The organism is Microbacterium sp. B35-04 (assembly GCF_010634885.1).
Lineage (GTDB): Bacteria > Actinomycetota > Actinomycetes > Actinomycetales > Microbacteriaceae > Microbacterium.
Window position 1 is genome coordinate 62,741 of sequence record NZ_MWLP01000030.1, and the last position, 15,841, is coordinate 78,581.

The following is a 15,841-nucleotide window of genomic DNA, read 5'->3' on the forward strand; positions in this document are numbered from 1 at the left end:
GTGTTCGATCCGCGGATCGAGAAGCACCTGATCACAGATCAGGGCGAACGCATCGTCGACGAGGTCCGCAAGCACTGGGCGGCCACCGTCTCGGCTGTCCTCGAGCTGTTCGGCGGGATCGTCGTGCTCCTCCTCACGTTCTTCGTGCCGGCTCAGGCCTGGTGGGTGCCCGCGCTCCTGGGCGCCGCGGTGACCGGTCACGCGGTCTGGCGGTACTTCGAGCAGCACACCGACCGCTTCGTCATCACCAACATGCGCGTGTTCCGCGTGCACGGCATCCTGTCGCGGCGGATCGCCACGATGCCGCTCGCGCGCATCCTCGACATCTCGGTCTACAAGCCGGTCGTCGGAAGAGTCTTCGGCTACGGACACTTCGTCTTCGAGTCGGCGGCGCAGGAGCAGGGACTCCGCGAGATCCGCTTCGTCGGCGACCCCGACGAACGCGGCCTGACGATCCAGCGGGTCATCCAGCAGGCGGGCCTTCGCGGTGCCGCCGGACGCGGTGATCAGTTCGGCGGCGCGCACATCGCGCCGCCGATGCCGGTCGAGCCCGCGGCATCCGTCACGACGACCGAGGCGCGCCGCGACGACAACCCCACCGCCCCGGTGCCCGAGGTGCGTCCCGCCGCGAACCCGTCGGGATGGGACTGGCTCGCCGACGCGCAGCGGCGCGAGGATGAGCGGCTCGCGCAGCTGCGAGGGGATCCCTCGTCGGCGCCGACCCCGTTCGATCCCGACCGCACCAACACCGCCCCGATCCAGCTCCCGCGCTGATCGGGCGCCGCAGAAGACGGTCCCCGCGCCCCCTCGCCGCTCCGTCGGCGGCTCGCGCGGAGCCTCCGGGCCACGGCCTTCCCGCGGCCCGCGGCGGACCCGATTTCGGCCCGCAAGGGAACATCGCGGTCGACCCGGCCGTTCTGTTACCCTGGAGTGTCACTCGTGTGGCTGTTTCGCCACGCTCGGGTAACCGGTTTGCACCGGCTTTCCGCATCCCGCAAGGGTCCGGGTGACATCGCTGGAAAATCCGCTTCGCCTCGGCTCGAGGCATCCGTTCGCCCTTGCGCGACGATGTCACTGAAAGCCGGAGCCCGACACCAAACCCAACAAGGACAACCCACTACATGACTACCGCAACGACCGCCCCGGCCACCAAGCAGGTCGCGATCAACGACATCGGATCTGCCGAGGACTTCCTGGCCGCGGTCGAGAAGACCCTGAAGTTCTTCAACGACGGCGACCTCATCGAGGGCACCGTCGTGAAGATCGACCGCGACGAGGTGCTCCTCGACGTCGGTTACAAGACCGAGGGCGTCATCCCCTCGCGCGAACTCTCCATCAAGCACGACGTCGACCCCAACGAGGTCGTCAAGGTCGGCGACGAGGTCGAAGCCCTCGTTCTCCAGAAGGAGGACAAGGAAGGCCGCCTCATCCTGTCCAAGAAGCGCGCGCAGTACGAGCGTGCCTGGGGCGACGTCGAGAAGATCAAGGAGAACGACGGTGTGGTCACCGGCTCCGTGATCGAGGTCGTCAAGGGTGGTCTGATCGTCGACATCGGCCTGCGCGGCTTCCTGCCCGCTTCGCTGATCGAGCTCCGCCGCGTCCGCGACCTCACGCCGTACCTCGGCCAGGAGATCGAGGCGAAGATCCTCGAGCTCGACAAGAACCGCAACAACGTCGTGCTCTCGCGCCGCGCCCTGCTCGAGCAGACGCAGTCCGAGTCGCGCACCACGTTCCTCAACAACCTGCACAAGGGCCAGGTCCGCAAGGGCACGGTCTCGTCGATCGTCAACTTCGGTGCGTTCGTCGACCTGGGCGGCGTGGACGGCCTCGTGCACGTCTCCGAGCTGTCGTGGAAGCACATCGAGCACGCGTCCGAGGTCGTCGAGGTGGGCCAGGAGGTCACCGTCGAGATCCTCGAGGTCGACCTGGACCGCGAGCGCGTGTCGCTCTCGCTCAAGGCGACGCAGGAGGACCCGTGGCAGGTCTTCGCCCGCACGCACGCGATCGGCCAGGTCGCGCCGGGCAAGGTCACCAAGCTCGTTCCGTTCGGTGCTTTCGTGCGCGTCGCGGACGGCATCGAGGGCCTCGTGCACATCTCGGAGCTGTCGGGCAAGCACGTCGAGCTCGCCGAGCAGGTCGTGTCGGTCGGCGAAGAGGTCTTCGTCAAGATCATCGACATCGACCTCGAGCGTCGCCGCATCTCGCTCTCGCTGAAGCAGGCGAACGAGTCGGTCGACCCCAACGGCACCGAGTTCGACCCGGCCCTCTACGGCATGGTCACGGAGTACGACGAGAACGGGGAGTACAAGTACCCCGAGGGCTTCGACCCCGAGACCAACGCGTGGCTCGAAGGCTTCGACGAGCAGCGCGAGAAGTGGGAGCAGGAGTACGCCGCTGCCCACGCTCGCTGGGAGGCCCACAAGGCCGCCGTCACGAAGGCTCTCGAGGCCGAGGCTGCCGCCCCGGTCGAGACCGGCTCGTCCTCGTACTCGTCCGACACCGGCTCCGGTGGGACGCTCGCGGACGACGAGGCCCTCGCCGCTCTGCGCGAGAAGCTCTCGGGTCGCTGATCCTGAGTTGACCCGCCTGGTTCACTGAACCCGGCTGCAGAAGGGCCGTCACCAACGACCGCGAGGTCGGGGGTGGCGGCCCTTTCGCGTCCCCCGACCACGGCGTCGGTGGTCGCGGGTACTGTCGCCGTGTGTCCTCGAAGCTCCCGTCCGCGCGCTGCCTGGTGGACGATGACGGATGCCGCGGCCCGGTTCCCGTGGACAGCCCCGTCGCCCTCTGCGAGCGACACCTCGCCGCGGCGACCGAGTGGGGCGACTCCCAGTACGGCGTCACGGACGCACTGCCGTCGCCGTGCGGCGTCTGCGGCTCGCGGCTCGGCGTGCGCTATCCGTCGGCGTGGCTGTGCGCGGTGTGCGAATGGCGCCACGGCGAGATCCCCGACGCCGAGTTCGCGCCGCCGCGCGTCGACGTCGTGTACTACCTGGGTTACGCCGACCGCGTGAAGATCGGCACGAGCTCGAACCCGCGGCAGCGCCTCGCCGCCCTCTGGCACGATGAACTGCTGGCGTTCGAGCGCGGCGGTCGTGCCCTCGAGCAGCGGCGGCATATGCAGTTCGCCGACGACCGCTACCCGCGTACCGAGTGGTTCCGCCGCTCCGAGGCCCTCATGGCGCACATCGGCGTGCTGGCCGCGGGGATCGAAGATCCGTGGGCTCTCCACACCAGGTGGCTCAGCGAGGCGCTGGCAGCCCGAGGATGACGGCCATACGCTCTCGGAGAACGCCTGCGATCCTCCAGGAGGCTCGGAGGATCGGTCCCTAGCCTCGGAGTCCACCGGCACCCACCCACGATGGAGCAGACCATGGGAATCTTCGATCGACTCTTCGGAGGCTCGGACGACAGGCGCCAGACGCCGCCTGTGCCGCAGAACACCTACGGCGCACGGCCGGGACCACAGGCGCCGGGGATGCAGCCGCCGGGGATGCAGCCGCCGCGCAGCGAGGACGAGATCGCCATCGAGCGCTACCGGTACCTGCTTCGGACCGCGCCGCCCGAGACGATCGAGCAGGTGCACGCCGAGGCGTTCGGCAGGCTCACCGAGCCGCAGCGTCAGCAGGTGCTCGCGGAGCTTTCCGCAGGGCTTCCTTCCGCCGAGCAGCCCCGCTCGAGCGACCCGCAGACGATGGCCCGTGCCGCGACGCGCGCCGAGTACCTCAACCCCGGTTTCATGGAGCGCACGCTCGGGCCGCAGCGCCAGGGGCCGTCGTTCGGCTCGATGCTGGGTTCGTCGATCCTCGGCACCGTGGTCGGCTACGTCATCGGCTCGGCGCTGGTGAGCTCGTTCCTTGCTCCGACCTTCGCCGACGACCCGGGCAACCAGGACGGGTCGTCCGGGGAGGGCGCGGATGCCGGTGGCGAGACCGGCGGTGACACCGGGGCGGCCGACGCCGGCTGGGGCGACAGCGGGTCCGGCTGGGGCGGCGACGCGGCCGGCTCCGACGCCGGTGGTTTCGGCGACTTCGGCGACTTCGGGTTCTGACACCCCGGTCGCGGAGGCCGGCGATCCGGCGCCCGGAACGGGAAGCTGAGCGCGCCCCTCCCAGCGGCGGGGCGCGGCATCCGTTACCGTCGCGGTATGACCGCCGCGATGCCGGGCGACCCGGGCGCGCCCGCGGTGCGCTCCCGCCCCGGTGTGACCGCACCTGAGGCCGCCGATCGCACCCGGGGCCGCCACGCGATGCTCAACCAGCTGCTCCTCGCGGCCGTGGTGTTCGTGCTGGGCGTCCTGGTGGCCGTCGGACCGTTCGGCGGGGAGCCGGTGCTCTTCTTCAGCGGCGTCGTCGTGGTGGTCGTCGTCACGGCGGCGACGCTGGTGGTGCCCTGGAGTCGTCTGCCGTACGGATGGGTCGCGGTCGTGCCGGCGGTCGACATCCTGGCCATCACGCTCATGCAGATCGCGGCGCCGGACACCGTCCTCGGCCTGTTGTGGATCTTCCCGACGACGTGGCTCGCCGGCGGGTTCGGACTGCTGGGGCTCTTCGGCGTGATCGTGGCGATCGCGGGAATCGTGAGCGTGCTGACCGCCCTCAGCGCCACCGAGGTCACCTACCGCACGCTGCTGCTGCCGCTGGTGCTGTTCGCCGTGGCCGCAACCAGTCACCTCAATTCCCGCCGCTCCGATGCCCAGCGCATGCTGCTGGCCAAGCAGTCGCAGCTCCTGCAGAGCATCCTGGCGCGTACCCGACGCCAGGAGCAGGTCGTGACCGAGGTGCTCGACGCTGTCGATTTCGGTGTCGTCCGCATCAGCCCCGCCGGACGCGTCGCCGTCACCAACGAGGCGCACGGGCGACTTCAGCAGGGCTTCGAGGCGGACGACGACCGCGCCGAAATTCCGGCGTTCCGCGACGATGGCACCTCACCGCTGCCCGCGGACGAGCTTCCGCTCGAGCGCGCGCGCCGCGGCGAGGCGTTCGACGATCAGGTGGTGTGGTTCGGCGTCGAGCCGGGTCCGCGCCGCGCGCTCACGATCACCGCGCGCCGGCTCACCGATCCCGACGGCGCGGACGCCGGCGCCGTGGTCGTCTCGCGGGATGTGACGGCCGAGCTCACCGCGCTGCGCGCACGCGACGACCTGGTCGCGTCCGTGTCGCACGAGCTGCGCACCCCGCTCACCTCGATCCTCGGCTACCTCGACCTCGCGATGGAAGACCCCGACACGCCCGATGCCGTGCGCGCCAGCCTCGACGTCGCCGAGCGCAACGCCGAGCGGCTGCTGCGCATCGTCGCCGACATCCTCGCCGCGTCGAGCTCGTCGCCGTCCTCGGTCGAGGCATCCCTCGCCCCGCAGCCCGTCGACGCGCGCGAACTCGTGGCAGCCGCCACCACCGATGCCCTGCCGCGCGCGGCAGGGCGCGCGATCACGATCGACGTCAGCGGGCTGGAACCAGCCACGGCCTGGGCCGATCCCCTCCGGCTGCGCCAGGTCGTCGACAACCTGGTCTCCAACGCCATCGCCTACAACAAGGACGGCGGCACCGTCTTCGTCGGCACGACGACCGACGGCGCCTCGAGCTGGATCCTGGTGCGCGACACCGGCGTCGGCATCTCCGACGCCGACCGCTCCAGGCTCTTCCAGCGCTACTACAAGGCGGGCACCGATCGGCGGGCCGGCACCGGTCTCGGCCTCGCCATCACCCGCGACATCGTGCGCGCGCACGGGGGAGAACTGGCCCTGCACAGCGCGCCGGGAGTGGGGTCCACCTTCATCGTGAAGCTGCCCGCGATCGCCCCGGAAGGAGACGCACCATGACTCTGGATCTGGCGAGCGTGCACATCATGACCGCGCTGGTCGTCAACGTCAGCGGCGTGCTGTTCATCATGGAGACGCTGCTGCGCCGTGACGAGGGAGCGGGGCGCATCTGGTCGATCGGGTTCCTCTCGGCCATGCTCACGACACTCGCGTACACCGTGTGGGTGCAGTCCGACGACGCCGGGTGGGCCATCGCCGTCGGCAACGCCGCTTTCGTGGCCGGCACCGGATGCATGTGGCTGGGATGCCGCCGCTTCAACGGGCGCCGCATGCGATGGTCGTCGATCCTCGTGGCGGTCGCCGTGGTCGCGGCCGCGCTCGGCGTGGCGTTCGAGGGTCCGGACGGCGGCGACTGGGCGGGCGCGCTCTGGATGTTCGTGCCGCTGCTCGGATTCGCCGGCGCCGGAGCGGTCGAGTGCCTCCGGGGCGAGATGCGGGAATCCCGGACGGCCTGGGTGCTCGGCGCGGTGCTGGGGTTCCAGTCGCTGTACTACGTGTCGCGCACGACAGCCTTCGTGACGTCAGGCCCCGACAGCGCCCTGTTCCAGGCGGCGTTCGGCACCGTGAGCACGAGCTTCCTCACGGTGACGCTCACCATTGTGGCCGTCGTCGTGACCTCCGTGCTGCGGGCGAGCCGCGCGCCGATGCGCGGCTACCTGCGCGACGCGCGGGCGGTCGACCAGGAGCAGGGGATCATGAGCGACGAGTCCTTCGCCGTTCTCCTCGAAGGCATCTGCCGGCGCGCAGCACGGCGACATGAACCGGTCGCGGTGACCGCCGTCCGCCTCGATGACCTGGATCCCATCTCGACTGCTTTCGGCAGCGACGTGGCAGGATCGGTCGCGGCCACCTGGCGTGCCGGGGTGCGGCGCCACGCGCCGACCAACGCCGTCGTCGGACAGGACGGCCCGACCGGGCTCGTCGTCGGGCTCGCCGTCGCGTCCGCGCAGGAGGCGCGACGTCAGGCCGGCATCATCTACCGCGGCCTGTTCGACGACCTCGGCAAGGTCGGCGGGGGAGTGATCCCCGTCGTCGGCGTCGGCGTCGCTCTGAGCGAGACGGCCGGGTATGACGCGGTCGAGCTCATCCGTGCGGCGCGAGAGGCCGCCAGCCGCGCGGCCGTGGAAATCGAGACGTCCGTGCTGATCGACGACGGGGAGTAGCGGCTCCGCGCGCGCCTTCGGACCGGGTGTGTGGGCGGCGGTGGCTGCGGGCCGACGACTCGCCCGCGCGTGGCGCAGGCTGCGGCGACGATCCGCCGCCTTCGTTCACGCCGTCAGTCGGTAGCCGACGCCGCGGACCGTCTCGATCCAGCGCGGCTGCGCCGGCGACTCGCCGAGCTTCCGGCGCAGATTCGCCATGTGGACCTCGATGGCGCGCGCATCGCTGTCGGACACGAAGTCGCTGACCGCGTACTGGTCGCCGCGCAGCATGAGGGCGAGGTCCGACTTCGCGCGCACGCGCCGGCCCGCCACCAGCAGGTCGGCGAGGATGTCGAACTCGCTGCGCGTCAGCTCGACGTCGTGGTCGTCGACCTTGACCACGTGGATAGCGGCGTTCAGACGCAGTCCGTGGTGCTCGAGCCAGAAGTCCTCGGATGCTCCCGGCGCCGCTGCGGTCTCGCCGTCCGGCGGCGCGACGTGCCGTGGGCGCCGCAGCATGGCGTCGATGCGCGCCCGCAGCTCGCGAGGGCGGAACGGCTTCGCGACGTAGTCGTCGGCGCCTGCTTCGAGTCCCTGCAGTGCGTCGATCTCCTCGCTGCGGGCGCTCAGCATCACGATGTAGGTCGAGCTGATGGCGCGGATGCGCTTGGCGGTCTCGAAGCCGTCGATGCCGGGCATGTTGACGTCGAGCGTCGTGACGAGCGGCCGGTGCGCGCGGACCAACTCGACGCCGTCTGTGCCGTTGGCGGCGCCGTGCACCTCGAACCCGGCCTGGGCGAGGACCGTCGACAGGAGCGAACGGATGTCCGCTTCGTCTTCGATCACGACGGCGACGCGCGCTTCTTCCACCGCTCCACCCTCCGGATCCGGGTGTGCCGACGGATCCTGGACGTCGGTCATGATATCCCAGAACGCGCGGCGGAACGGGTGGGACGGGGCCACGGTCACGCAGCGTGTCCGGACGGATGCGGCTCGCGGTGCCCGCCGTGCGCTCGCCTGCGCGACGCTCCCGTGGCAGCACGGGCCGCGCGGAGGGCGGGAGATCTCCCCACATCCCGCCCTGCGCGCGTCCTCGGTGCACGGACCTCGGTCGCCATCGTCCCCACGCGGGCGACCGGTCCGCACCTCAAGACGATCCACTCGCCCCCGTCGTCGCGAAGACGGCAGGTGCGGTGCGCGCAGCAGGACGCGGAGCTGTCGTACGCCACACCGTCGTCTTGCACAGCGTCGCGTCCGACGTTCACTTGCGCCCTTCCCCAGCTGCACGTGTGGACTGTCTCTCGGGTGTCCCGAGGCTATCGCCACCTCCTCAGCGCACGCTCAGCCCCGCCTCAAGAACCGGTCAAGGAGTCCGGCGTGGCATGCTCGATGCATGCCCCTCGTCGCCCTCACCGGAGGCATCGCCTCGGGAAAGTCCACCATCGCCGGTCGCCTGGCGGAGCGCGGCGCCGTGGTCGTGGACGCGGATCAGCTGGTGCGCGAAGTCCAGGCGCCGGGCTCTCCGGTCCTGGCGGCGATCGCAGAGACCTTCGGCGAGCGGATGCTGCGGCCCGACGGCTCGCTGGATCGCGCGGCGCTCGGCACCCGCGTGTTCGGAGACGCGGCGGCGATCGCCCAGCTCAACGCGATCGTGCATCCGGCTGTGCGCGCCGAATCCGCGCGCCGTTTCGCGGCGGCGTTCGCGGACGACCCCGATGCCGTCGTCGTCTACGACGTGCCGCTGCTCGTCGAGGCGCGCGTGGACGACCCGTGGCAGCTCGTCGTCGTGGCGCACGCTCCGGCCGAGGTGCGCATCGAGCGGCTGATCGGACTGCGCGGGCTGAGCCCGGCCGATGCGGCAGCACGCATCGCGTCGCAGGTGCCGGACGAGGCGCGACTGCGGATCGCCGACGTGGTGATCGACACGGCGGGCACCCTCGACGACACGATCCGCCAGGTGGACGCGCTGTGGGAGAGCCTCGACGACCACGTGGCGCGACGCGGGGATCGCTCGTAGAGAGCGGTTCCGCACCATTCCGCCGTCGGGTGGCGCGGGCTACCCTGGAGTGAGACCGAAGGAGGTGTCGCATGGGTGTGCTCTCGAGGTTCCGGCGGCGTCGCGGCCCCTACCGTGCGGCCACGGAGGAAGAGCGCATCTCGCGCTACGTCTACCTGCTCGGCACGCTTCCGGCATCGGTGATCGAGAGCGCTCACGCCTCGGCGTTCAAGGACCTGCCGCCGGAGCGCCGCCGCGAGCTGTTCGAGCAGCTCCGGCCGTTCCTCGCGGAGTCTGAGCGCGATGTCGCCGCCGAAGACCCGTCCGTGATCGCGAAACTCGTCCGTCGTGCCGAAGAGCACCGTGCGGCGCGCGCGGCCGACGCCGGGACGGATGCCGCGGCCCGAGCCGCCGCGGATCCCGCGCGCACGGCGGTCGCGGTCGACGACGGCGATCCCCGCGACGGCGTGGACGTGCAGCGGATGCTCCTGAACGTCGGCGTCATGACGATCGTGGCGCAGCAGTTCCTGCTGTCGAGCTCGGTCGCGGCGTACTACACGGTCGGCGCCGGTTCGATCGGCATCGGCTCCGAGCCGGCGTGGGTCGGCGAGACCTATGACCCGGGCGCCGCCGGCTTCGACGGCGGCGGTGGTGCGGGCGGTTACGACGCCGGTGGCGGCGGATACGACGGCGGTGCCTTCGGCGGATTCGACGCGGGCGGCTTCGGCGGCGGGTTCGACGGCGGCGGCGGCTTCGGAGGCTGAACCCCACGCGTCGGCCGGGTGGCGGCATCCGCTCGTCGCGAACGCCGCCCCGATGTCGGGGGCGCCGCCTACGCTGGAACGGTGCAGACCACTCGATCCGTGCGGCCGTTCGAGGTCGTGAGCGAATTCGCCCCGTCGGGCGACCAGCCGCAGGCGATCGCCCAGCTGGCGGCGCGCATCAACGCCGGCGAGACCGACGTCGTGCTGCTCGGTGCGACGGGCACCGGCAAATCCGCGACGACGGCCTGGCTCGTCGAGGCCGTGCAGCGGCCGACCCTGGTGCTCGCGCACAACAAGACGCTGGCCGCGCAACTGGCGAACGAGTTCCGCGAGCTCATGCCGCACAACGCGGTGGAGTACTTCGTCAGCTACTACGACTACTACCAACCCGAGGCGTACGTCCCGCAGACCGACACCTTCATCGAGAAGGACTCGTCGGTGAACGCCGAGGTCGAGCGGCTGCGCCACTCGACCACCAACTCGCTGCTCAGCCGGCGCGACGTGATCGTGGTCAGCACGGTGTCGTGCATCTACGGTCTCGGTGCGCCCGACGAGTACCTGCGGGCGATGGTCGCGCTGCAGGTGGGCGAGGTGTACGACCGCGACGCGCTGATCCGCAAGTTCATCGCGATGCAGTACAACCGCAACGACGTCGATTTCTCACGGGGCAACTTCCGTGTGCGCGGCGACACGATCGAGATCATCCCGGTGTACGAGGAGTACGCCATCCGCATCGAGATGTTCGGCGATGAGATCGAGGCGCTCTTCATGCTGCACCCGCTCACGGGCGATGTGGTGCAGCGGCTCGACAGCGTGCCCATCTTCCCGGCGTCGCACTACGTCGCCGGCACCGAGACGGTGCAGCGCGCCATCGGCACCATCGAGGACGAGCTCGCCGAGCGGCTGAAAGAGCTCGAGTCGCAGAACAAGCTTCTCGAGGCGCAGCGTCTGCGCATGCGCACCACGTTCGACCTCGAGATGCTGCAGCAGCTGGGATTCTGCTCGGGCATCGAGAACTACTCGCGTCACATGGACGGCCGAGCCCCCGGCGAGCCCCCGCACACGCTGCTGGACTTCTTCCCCGACGACTTCCTCATGGTCATCGACGAGTCGCACGTCACCGTGCCGCAGATCGGGGCGATGTACGAGGGCGATGCCTCGCGCAAGCGCACGCTGGTCGAGCACGGGTTCCGGCTGCCGAGCGCGCTCGACAACCGGCCGCTGCGGTGGGACGAGTTCAAGAACCGGGTCGGCCAGACCGTGTACCTGTCCGCGACGCCGGGCCGCTACGAGATGGGGATCGCGGACGGCGTCGTCGAGCAGATCATCCGTCCGACCGGCCTCATCGACCCCGAGATCGTCGTGAAGCCCTCGAAGGGGCAGATCGACGACCTTCTCGAAGAGATCCGGCTGCGCGCGTCCCGCGACGAGCGCGTGCTCGTCACGACGCTCACGAAGAAGATGGCCGAAGAGCTGACCGACTTCCTGGGCGAGCACGGTGTGCGGGTGCGCTACCTCCACTCCGACGTCGACACGCTGCGCCGTGTCGAGCTGCTCAGCGAGCTGCGAGCCGGCGTCTACGACGTGCTCGTCGGCATCAACCTCCTCCGCGAGGGCCTCGACCTGCCCGAGGTGTCGCTGGTGTCGATCCTCGACGCCGACAAGGAGGGGTTCCTCCGCAGTGGCACCTCGCTGATCCAGACGATCGGTCGCGCGGCGCGCAACGTCTCGGGCCAGGTGCACATGTACGCCGACACGATGACGGACTCGATGGCGAAGGCGATCGACGAGACCGACCGTCGTCGCGAGAAGCAGATCGCCTACAACAAGGCGAACGGCATCGATCCGCAGCCGCTGCGCAAGCGCATCGCCGACATCACCGAGGTGCTCGCGCGCGAGGCTTCAGACACCGATCGGATGCTGCGGGGCAAGGCGGCGGCGAAGACCAAGTCCGGCATGGGCAAGAGCCCGACGCCGCAGCTGCGACGAGAGGGCATCGCGGCCGAGGGCGCCGAGCAGCTGGAGGCCACGATCGCCGACCTCAGCCAGCAGATGCTCGCGGCGGCCGGCGAGCTGAAGTTCGAGCTCGCCGCGCGCCTGCGGGACGAGGTGCAGGACCTCAAGAAAGAGCTGCGCGCCATGGAGCGCGCGGGACACGCGTAAGGCGTCCGACGGCGCCTGCGCCGCAACACGAGGCGCCGCAACACGCGCGCCGCAGCACCGGCGCCCGCGGGTCAGGGGCAGTGCATGAGGGGCTTCGGTCCCGAGCGGTCGAAGGTGTGTCGGGTGATCGGTGCGCCGCACAGCGGGCAGGCGCGCTCGGCGCGTTCGGCGGCGCTGGGTGGAGGAGCCGTCTCGTACGGTCCGACCGCGGCCGGGCCCGCCACGCGGATCAGGTTCGCGTTGAGGAAGGCATACCAGCCGCCGGCCTCGCGCACCCGTTCGCGGAGTGGGCGGCGGGCGTCGGGGGAGGCATCCTGATCGGGCATGTTACTTAGTGTACTAACGATTAGTGCGATATAGGATGATTCCGTGACATTGCCCACCTCCTCTCCGTCGCCCGCCGAGGCGTCGAGCGCAGTCTCCGAGGACGGGGGCGCCGCTCTCAGCGCCGACGACCTGCTCGCGCTCGACAACCAGGTCTGCTTCGCACTGGTGACGGCCGCGCGCAACGTGGTGGGGCTGTACCGGCCGATCCTGGAACCGCTCGGCCTCACGCATCCGCAGTACCTCGTCATGCTCGCCCTGTGGGAGCGATCGCCCCGATCGCTGCGCGAGCTGGCCTCCGAGCTGGCGCTCGAGCCGGCCACGCTCTCACCGCTCGTCAAGCGGCTCCAGTCGCAGGGCCTCGTGACGCGTGCCCGCCGCGGCGGCGATGAGCGCGTTCTCGACGTGGGCCTGACCGATGCCGGGCGGGCGCTGCGCCAGCGAGCGCTCGACGTTCCCGGTCAGGTGATGGCGAGCGCGGGCACGGATGCCGATGCGCTCCTCGCCCTGCGTGATGCACTGCGGCCCTTCTCCGGCGCGCGCTGACGTTGCGACGGCCGCCGCTATGCGGCCGCAGAGAAGGCGCCTCGACGGAGTCGTGAAGCGTGACCGGGGAGTGGGCATGGTCGTCTTCGCCCATGGCGAACGGCTCCCAGGCCCCATGTCGGAGGCCCCGCCTACACTTGACTGGTGCCCATCGTCCCTGTCGCCCTACCCGCGAACCTGCCCGCAAAGACCGTCGGCGGCACCAGCGGAAAGCTGAGCGTCCGCGGTGCCCGCGTGCACAATCTGAAGGACGTCAACCTCGACATCCCACGCGATTCGCTCGTCGTCTTCACCGGTCTGTCCGGCTCGGGCAAGTCGAGCCTCGCGTTCGACACGATCTTCGCCGAGGGCCAGCGCCGCTACGTCGAGTCGCTCAGCGCCTATGCGCGGCAGTTCCTCGGCCAGGTCGACCGGCCCGACGTCGACTTCATCGAGGGACTGAGCCCCGCGGTGTCGATCGACCAGAAGTCGACCAACCGCAACCCGCGCTCGACGGTCGGCACGATCACCGAGATCCACGACTACATGCGCCTGCTGTGGGCGCGCATCGGCGTGCCCCACTGTCCCGAGTGCGGCGAGGTCATCCAGCGCCAGACGGTGCAGCAGATCGCCGACCAGCTCGTGGAGCTCCCCGAGCGCACGCGCTACCAGATCGTCGCGCCGGTGGTGACCCAGAAGAAGGGCGAGTTCGTCGACCTCTTCAAGGAGCTCGGCGCGAAGGGCTACGCCCGGGCGATCGTCGACGGCGAGCTGATCCAGCTGGCCGAGCCGCCGGTGCTCAAGAAGAGCTACAAGCACGACATCGCGGTCGTGGTCGACCGTCTCGTCGCGGCACCCGGCATCCTCGATCGCGTCACCGACTCCGTCGAGACCGCGCTGTCGCTCGCGGGCGGCGTGTTGCAGATCAACTTCGTGGACGAAGAGGGGGATGCCGCGTGGCAGTCCTTCTCCGAGAAGCTCGCCTGCCCCAACGGCCACCCGCTGCAGCTGACCGAGATCGAGCCCCGCACGTTCTCGTTCAACGCGCCGTTCGGCGCCTGCCCGGCCTGCTCGGGCCTCGGCACCCGCATGTCCGTCGATGTCGAGCTGATGCTCGCCGACGACGAGCTGTCGATCCGCGAGGGTGTGCTCATCCCGTGGACGACGCAGGGCAAGGGACTCTTCCAGTACTACGAGCGCCTGCTCGAGGGCCTCGCGAACGACCTGGGCTTCTCGCTCGACACGCCGTGGAAGAAGCTGCCGTCGGACGTCCGCGAGGCGGTGCTGCGCGGCGAGAACTACAAGGTCACCGTGCGGTGGAAGAACCGCTACGGCCGCGAGATGCGCTATTCGTCGGGTTTCGAGGGCGTCGTGCCTTACATCGAACGGCAGTACACGCAGGCCGAGTCCGACACACAGCGTCAGCGCTGGTCGGAGTACCTGCGCGAGGTGCCGTGCCCGGTGTGCGACGGCGCCCGGCTCAAGCCTGAGGTGCTGGCCGTGCAGGTGCACGGGCATTCGATCGCGGATGCCTCGCGCCTGAGCCTCGGCGAGGCGCGGGAGTACTTCGCACAGCTCACGCTGACCGAGCGCGAGGCCACGATCGCTGCCCAGGTGCTGCGCGAGATCCGCGTGCGACTGGACTTCCTCATCCGTGTCGGCCTCGACTACCTCAGCCTGAGCCGCGCCGCCGCGACGCTGTCCGGCGGCGAGGCCCAGCGCATCCGGCTGGCGACGCAGATCGGGTCGGGCCTGACCGGCGTGCTCTACGTGCTCGACGAGCCGTCGATCGGTCTGCACCAGCGTGACAACCGCCGGCTCATCGAGACGCTGGTTGCGCTGCGCGACCTCGGCAACACGCTCATCGTCGTCGAGCACGACGAAGAGACGATCCACGCCGCGGACTGGGTCGTCGACATCGGCCCGGGTGCCGGCGTCAACGGCGGCGAGGTGGTCCACTCCGGTCCGATCGAAGAGCTCCTCGCCGACCGCGACTCGATCACCGGCGACTACCTGTCGGGGCGGCGCGCCATTCCGACACCGAAGAAGCGCCGCAAGATCGACAAGAAGCGCCAGGTCACCGTCGTCGGCGCGCGCGAGAACAACCTCAAGAACGTCACGGTCGACTTCCCGCTCGGCGTGCTCACCGCGGTGACCGGCGTGAGCGGCTCCGGCAAGTCGTCGCTGGTCAACGGCATCCTGTATCAGGTCCTCGCGACCCGTCTCAACGGCGCGCGTCGCGTGGCGGGCAAGCACACCCGCGTCACCGGTCTCGAGAACCTCGACAAGGTGGTGCACGTCGACCAGGCGCCGATCGGCCGCACGCCGCGCTCCAATCCCGCGACGTACACCGGCGTGTTCGACCGCATCCGCACCCTCTTCAGCGAGACGCCCGAGGCGAAGGTGCGCGGCTACCAGCCGGGTCGCTTCAGCTTCAACGTCAAGGGCGGACGCTGCGAGGCCTGCTCGGGTGACGGCACGATCAAGATCGAGATGAACTTCCTGCCCGACGTGTACGTCGACTGCGAGGTCTGCCACGGCAAGCGGTACAACCGCGACACGCTCGCGGTGCACTACAAGGGCAAGAACATCGCCGAGGTGCTCGAGATGCCGATCGCCGAGGCGGCGGAGTTCTTCGAGCCGATCCAGGCGATCCACCGCTACCTCAAGACGCTCGTCGACGTCGGCCTCGGGTACGTGCGGCTCGGCCAGTCCGCCACGACGCTGTCGGGCGGTGAGGCGCAGCGTGTGAAGCTCGCCACCGAGCTGCAGCGCCGCACCAACGGCCGGTCGATCTATGTGCTCGACGAGCCGACGACGGGCCTGCACTTCGAGGATGTGCGCAAGCTCCTGGAGGTGCTGAACGGTCTCGTCGACAAGGGCAACACCGTCATCGTGATCGAGCACAACCTCGACGTGATCAAGTCCTCGGACTGGGTGATCGACCTCGGACCCGAGGGCGGCGCCGGCGGCGGCGAGGTCATCGCGACCGGGACTCCCGAGCAGGTGGCACGCGTCGAGGACAGCCACACCGGAATGTTCCTCGCCGAGGTGCTGGGAGTGAGCGCGCCTGCGGAGCTCGTCGGGGCCCGCAAGGCCGGCTGAG

Annotated in this window: 13 protein-coding genes; 11 read left to right on the plus strand and 2 right to left on the minus strand. The window is 70.1% G+C overall.

The window, feature by feature from the left end; genetic code table 11:
- From B1729_RS08240 to B1729_RS08265, 6 genes are all read left to right on the plus strand, one after another.
- Entirely contained in the window at positions 1–774 is a 774-nt protein-coding gene (locus tag B1729_RS08240; RefSeq protein ID WP_204318886.1) for a PH domain-containing protein, read from the plus strand.
- Positions 775–1,121: 347 nt separating this feature from the next.
- Positions 1,122–2,570 (plus strand): 30S ribosomal protein S1, encoded by a 1,449-nt coding sequence (gene rpsA, locus B1729_RS08245; RefSeq protein WP_163619409.1) that lies wholly within the window; start codon positions 1,122–1,124, stop codon positions 2,568–2,570.
- 131 nt (positions 2,571–2,701) lie between these two features.
- On the plus strand, positions 2,702–3,271 hold the full coding sequence (locus B1729_RS08250) for a GIY-YIG nuclease family protein (RefSeq protein ID WP_163631932.1): 570 nt from the start codon (positions 2,702–2,704) through the stop codon (positions 3,269–3,271).
- 102 nt (positions 3,272–3,373) lie between these two features.
- On the plus strand, positions 3,374–4,051 hold the full coding sequence (locus B1729_RS08255) for a hypothetical protein (protein ID WP_163631935.1): 678 nt from the start codon (positions 3,374–3,376) through the stop codon (positions 4,049–4,051).
- 96 nt (positions 4,052–4,147) lie between these two features.
- Entirely contained in the window at positions 4,148–5,821 is a 1,674-nt protein-coding gene (locus B1729_RS08260; RefSeq protein WP_163631938.1) for a PAS domain-containing sensor histidine kinase, read from the plus strand.
- Positions 5,818–6,984: a hypothetical protein gene (locus B1729_RS08265; RefSeq protein WP_163631941.1), complete on the plus strand. Its 1,167-nt coding sequence runs from the start codon at positions 5,818–5,820 to the stop codon at positions 6,982–6,984. Before B1729_RS08260 ends, B1729_RS08265 begins: the two co-directional genes overlap by 4 nt.
- A 105-nt stretch (positions 6,985–7,089) precedes the next feature.
- On the opposite strand, the gene B1729_RS08270 is transcribed toward B1729_RS08265, so the two are convergent.
- Complete coding sequence (locus tag B1729_RS08270) at positions 7,090–7,884, minus strand: response regulator transcription factor (protein ID WP_163631944.1); 795 nt, start codon at positions 7,882–7,884, stop codon at positions 7,090–7,092.
- A gap of 472 nt (positions 7,885–8,356) precedes the next feature.
- Between B1729_RS08270 and coaE the strand changes: the two genes are divergently transcribed.
- The 3 genes from coaE (at position 8,357) to uvrB (ending at position 11,886) form a co-directional block, all read left to right on the plus strand.
- Positions 8,357–8,980: a dephospho-CoA kinase gene (coaE, locus tag B1729_RS08275; RefSeq protein WP_163619421.1), complete on the plus strand. Its 624-nt coding sequence runs from the start codon at positions 8,357–8,359 to the stop codon at positions 8,978–8,980.
- Positions 8,981–9,051: 71 nt separating this feature from the next.
- Positions 9,052–9,723 (plus strand): hypothetical protein, encoded by a 672-nt coding sequence (locus tag B1729_RS08280; RefSeq protein ID WP_163619422.1) that lies wholly within the window; start codon positions 9,052–9,054, stop codon positions 9,721–9,723.
- Between the two features lie 81 nt (positions 9,724–9,804).
- On the plus strand, positions 9,805–11,886 hold the full coding sequence (uvrB, locus tag B1729_RS08285; RefSeq protein ID WP_163619424.1) for an excinuclease ABC subunit UvrB: 2,082 nt from the start codon (positions 9,805–9,807) through the stop codon (positions 11,884–11,886).
- 71 nt (positions 11,887–11,957) lie between these two features.
- Here the strand turns inward: uvrB and B1729_RS08290 are convergent, their stop codons facing one another.
- Positions 11,958–12,212, minus strand: coding sequence for a hypothetical protein (locus B1729_RS08290; RefSeq protein ID WP_163631947.1), 255 nt, complete (start codon positions 12,210–12,212; stop codon positions 11,958–11,960).
- Between the two features lie 130 nt (positions 12,213–12,342).
- Here B1729_RS08290 and B1729_RS08295 point away from each other — a divergent pair, with 130 nt between their 5' ends.
- Complete coding sequence (locus B1729_RS08295; RefSeq protein WP_163632076.1) at positions 12,343–12,756, plus strand: MarR family transcriptional regulator; 414 nt, start codon at positions 12,343–12,345, stop codon at positions 12,754–12,756.
- Positions 12,757–12,933: 177 nt separating this feature from the next.
- A complete protein-coding gene (uvrA, locus tag B1729_RS08300) occupies positions 12,934–15,840 on the plus strand; it encodes an excinuclease ABC subunit UvrA (RefSeq protein ID WP_163632079.1) in 2,907 nt (968 codons plus the stop codon).
- Position 15,841 lies beyond the last annotated feature (1 nt).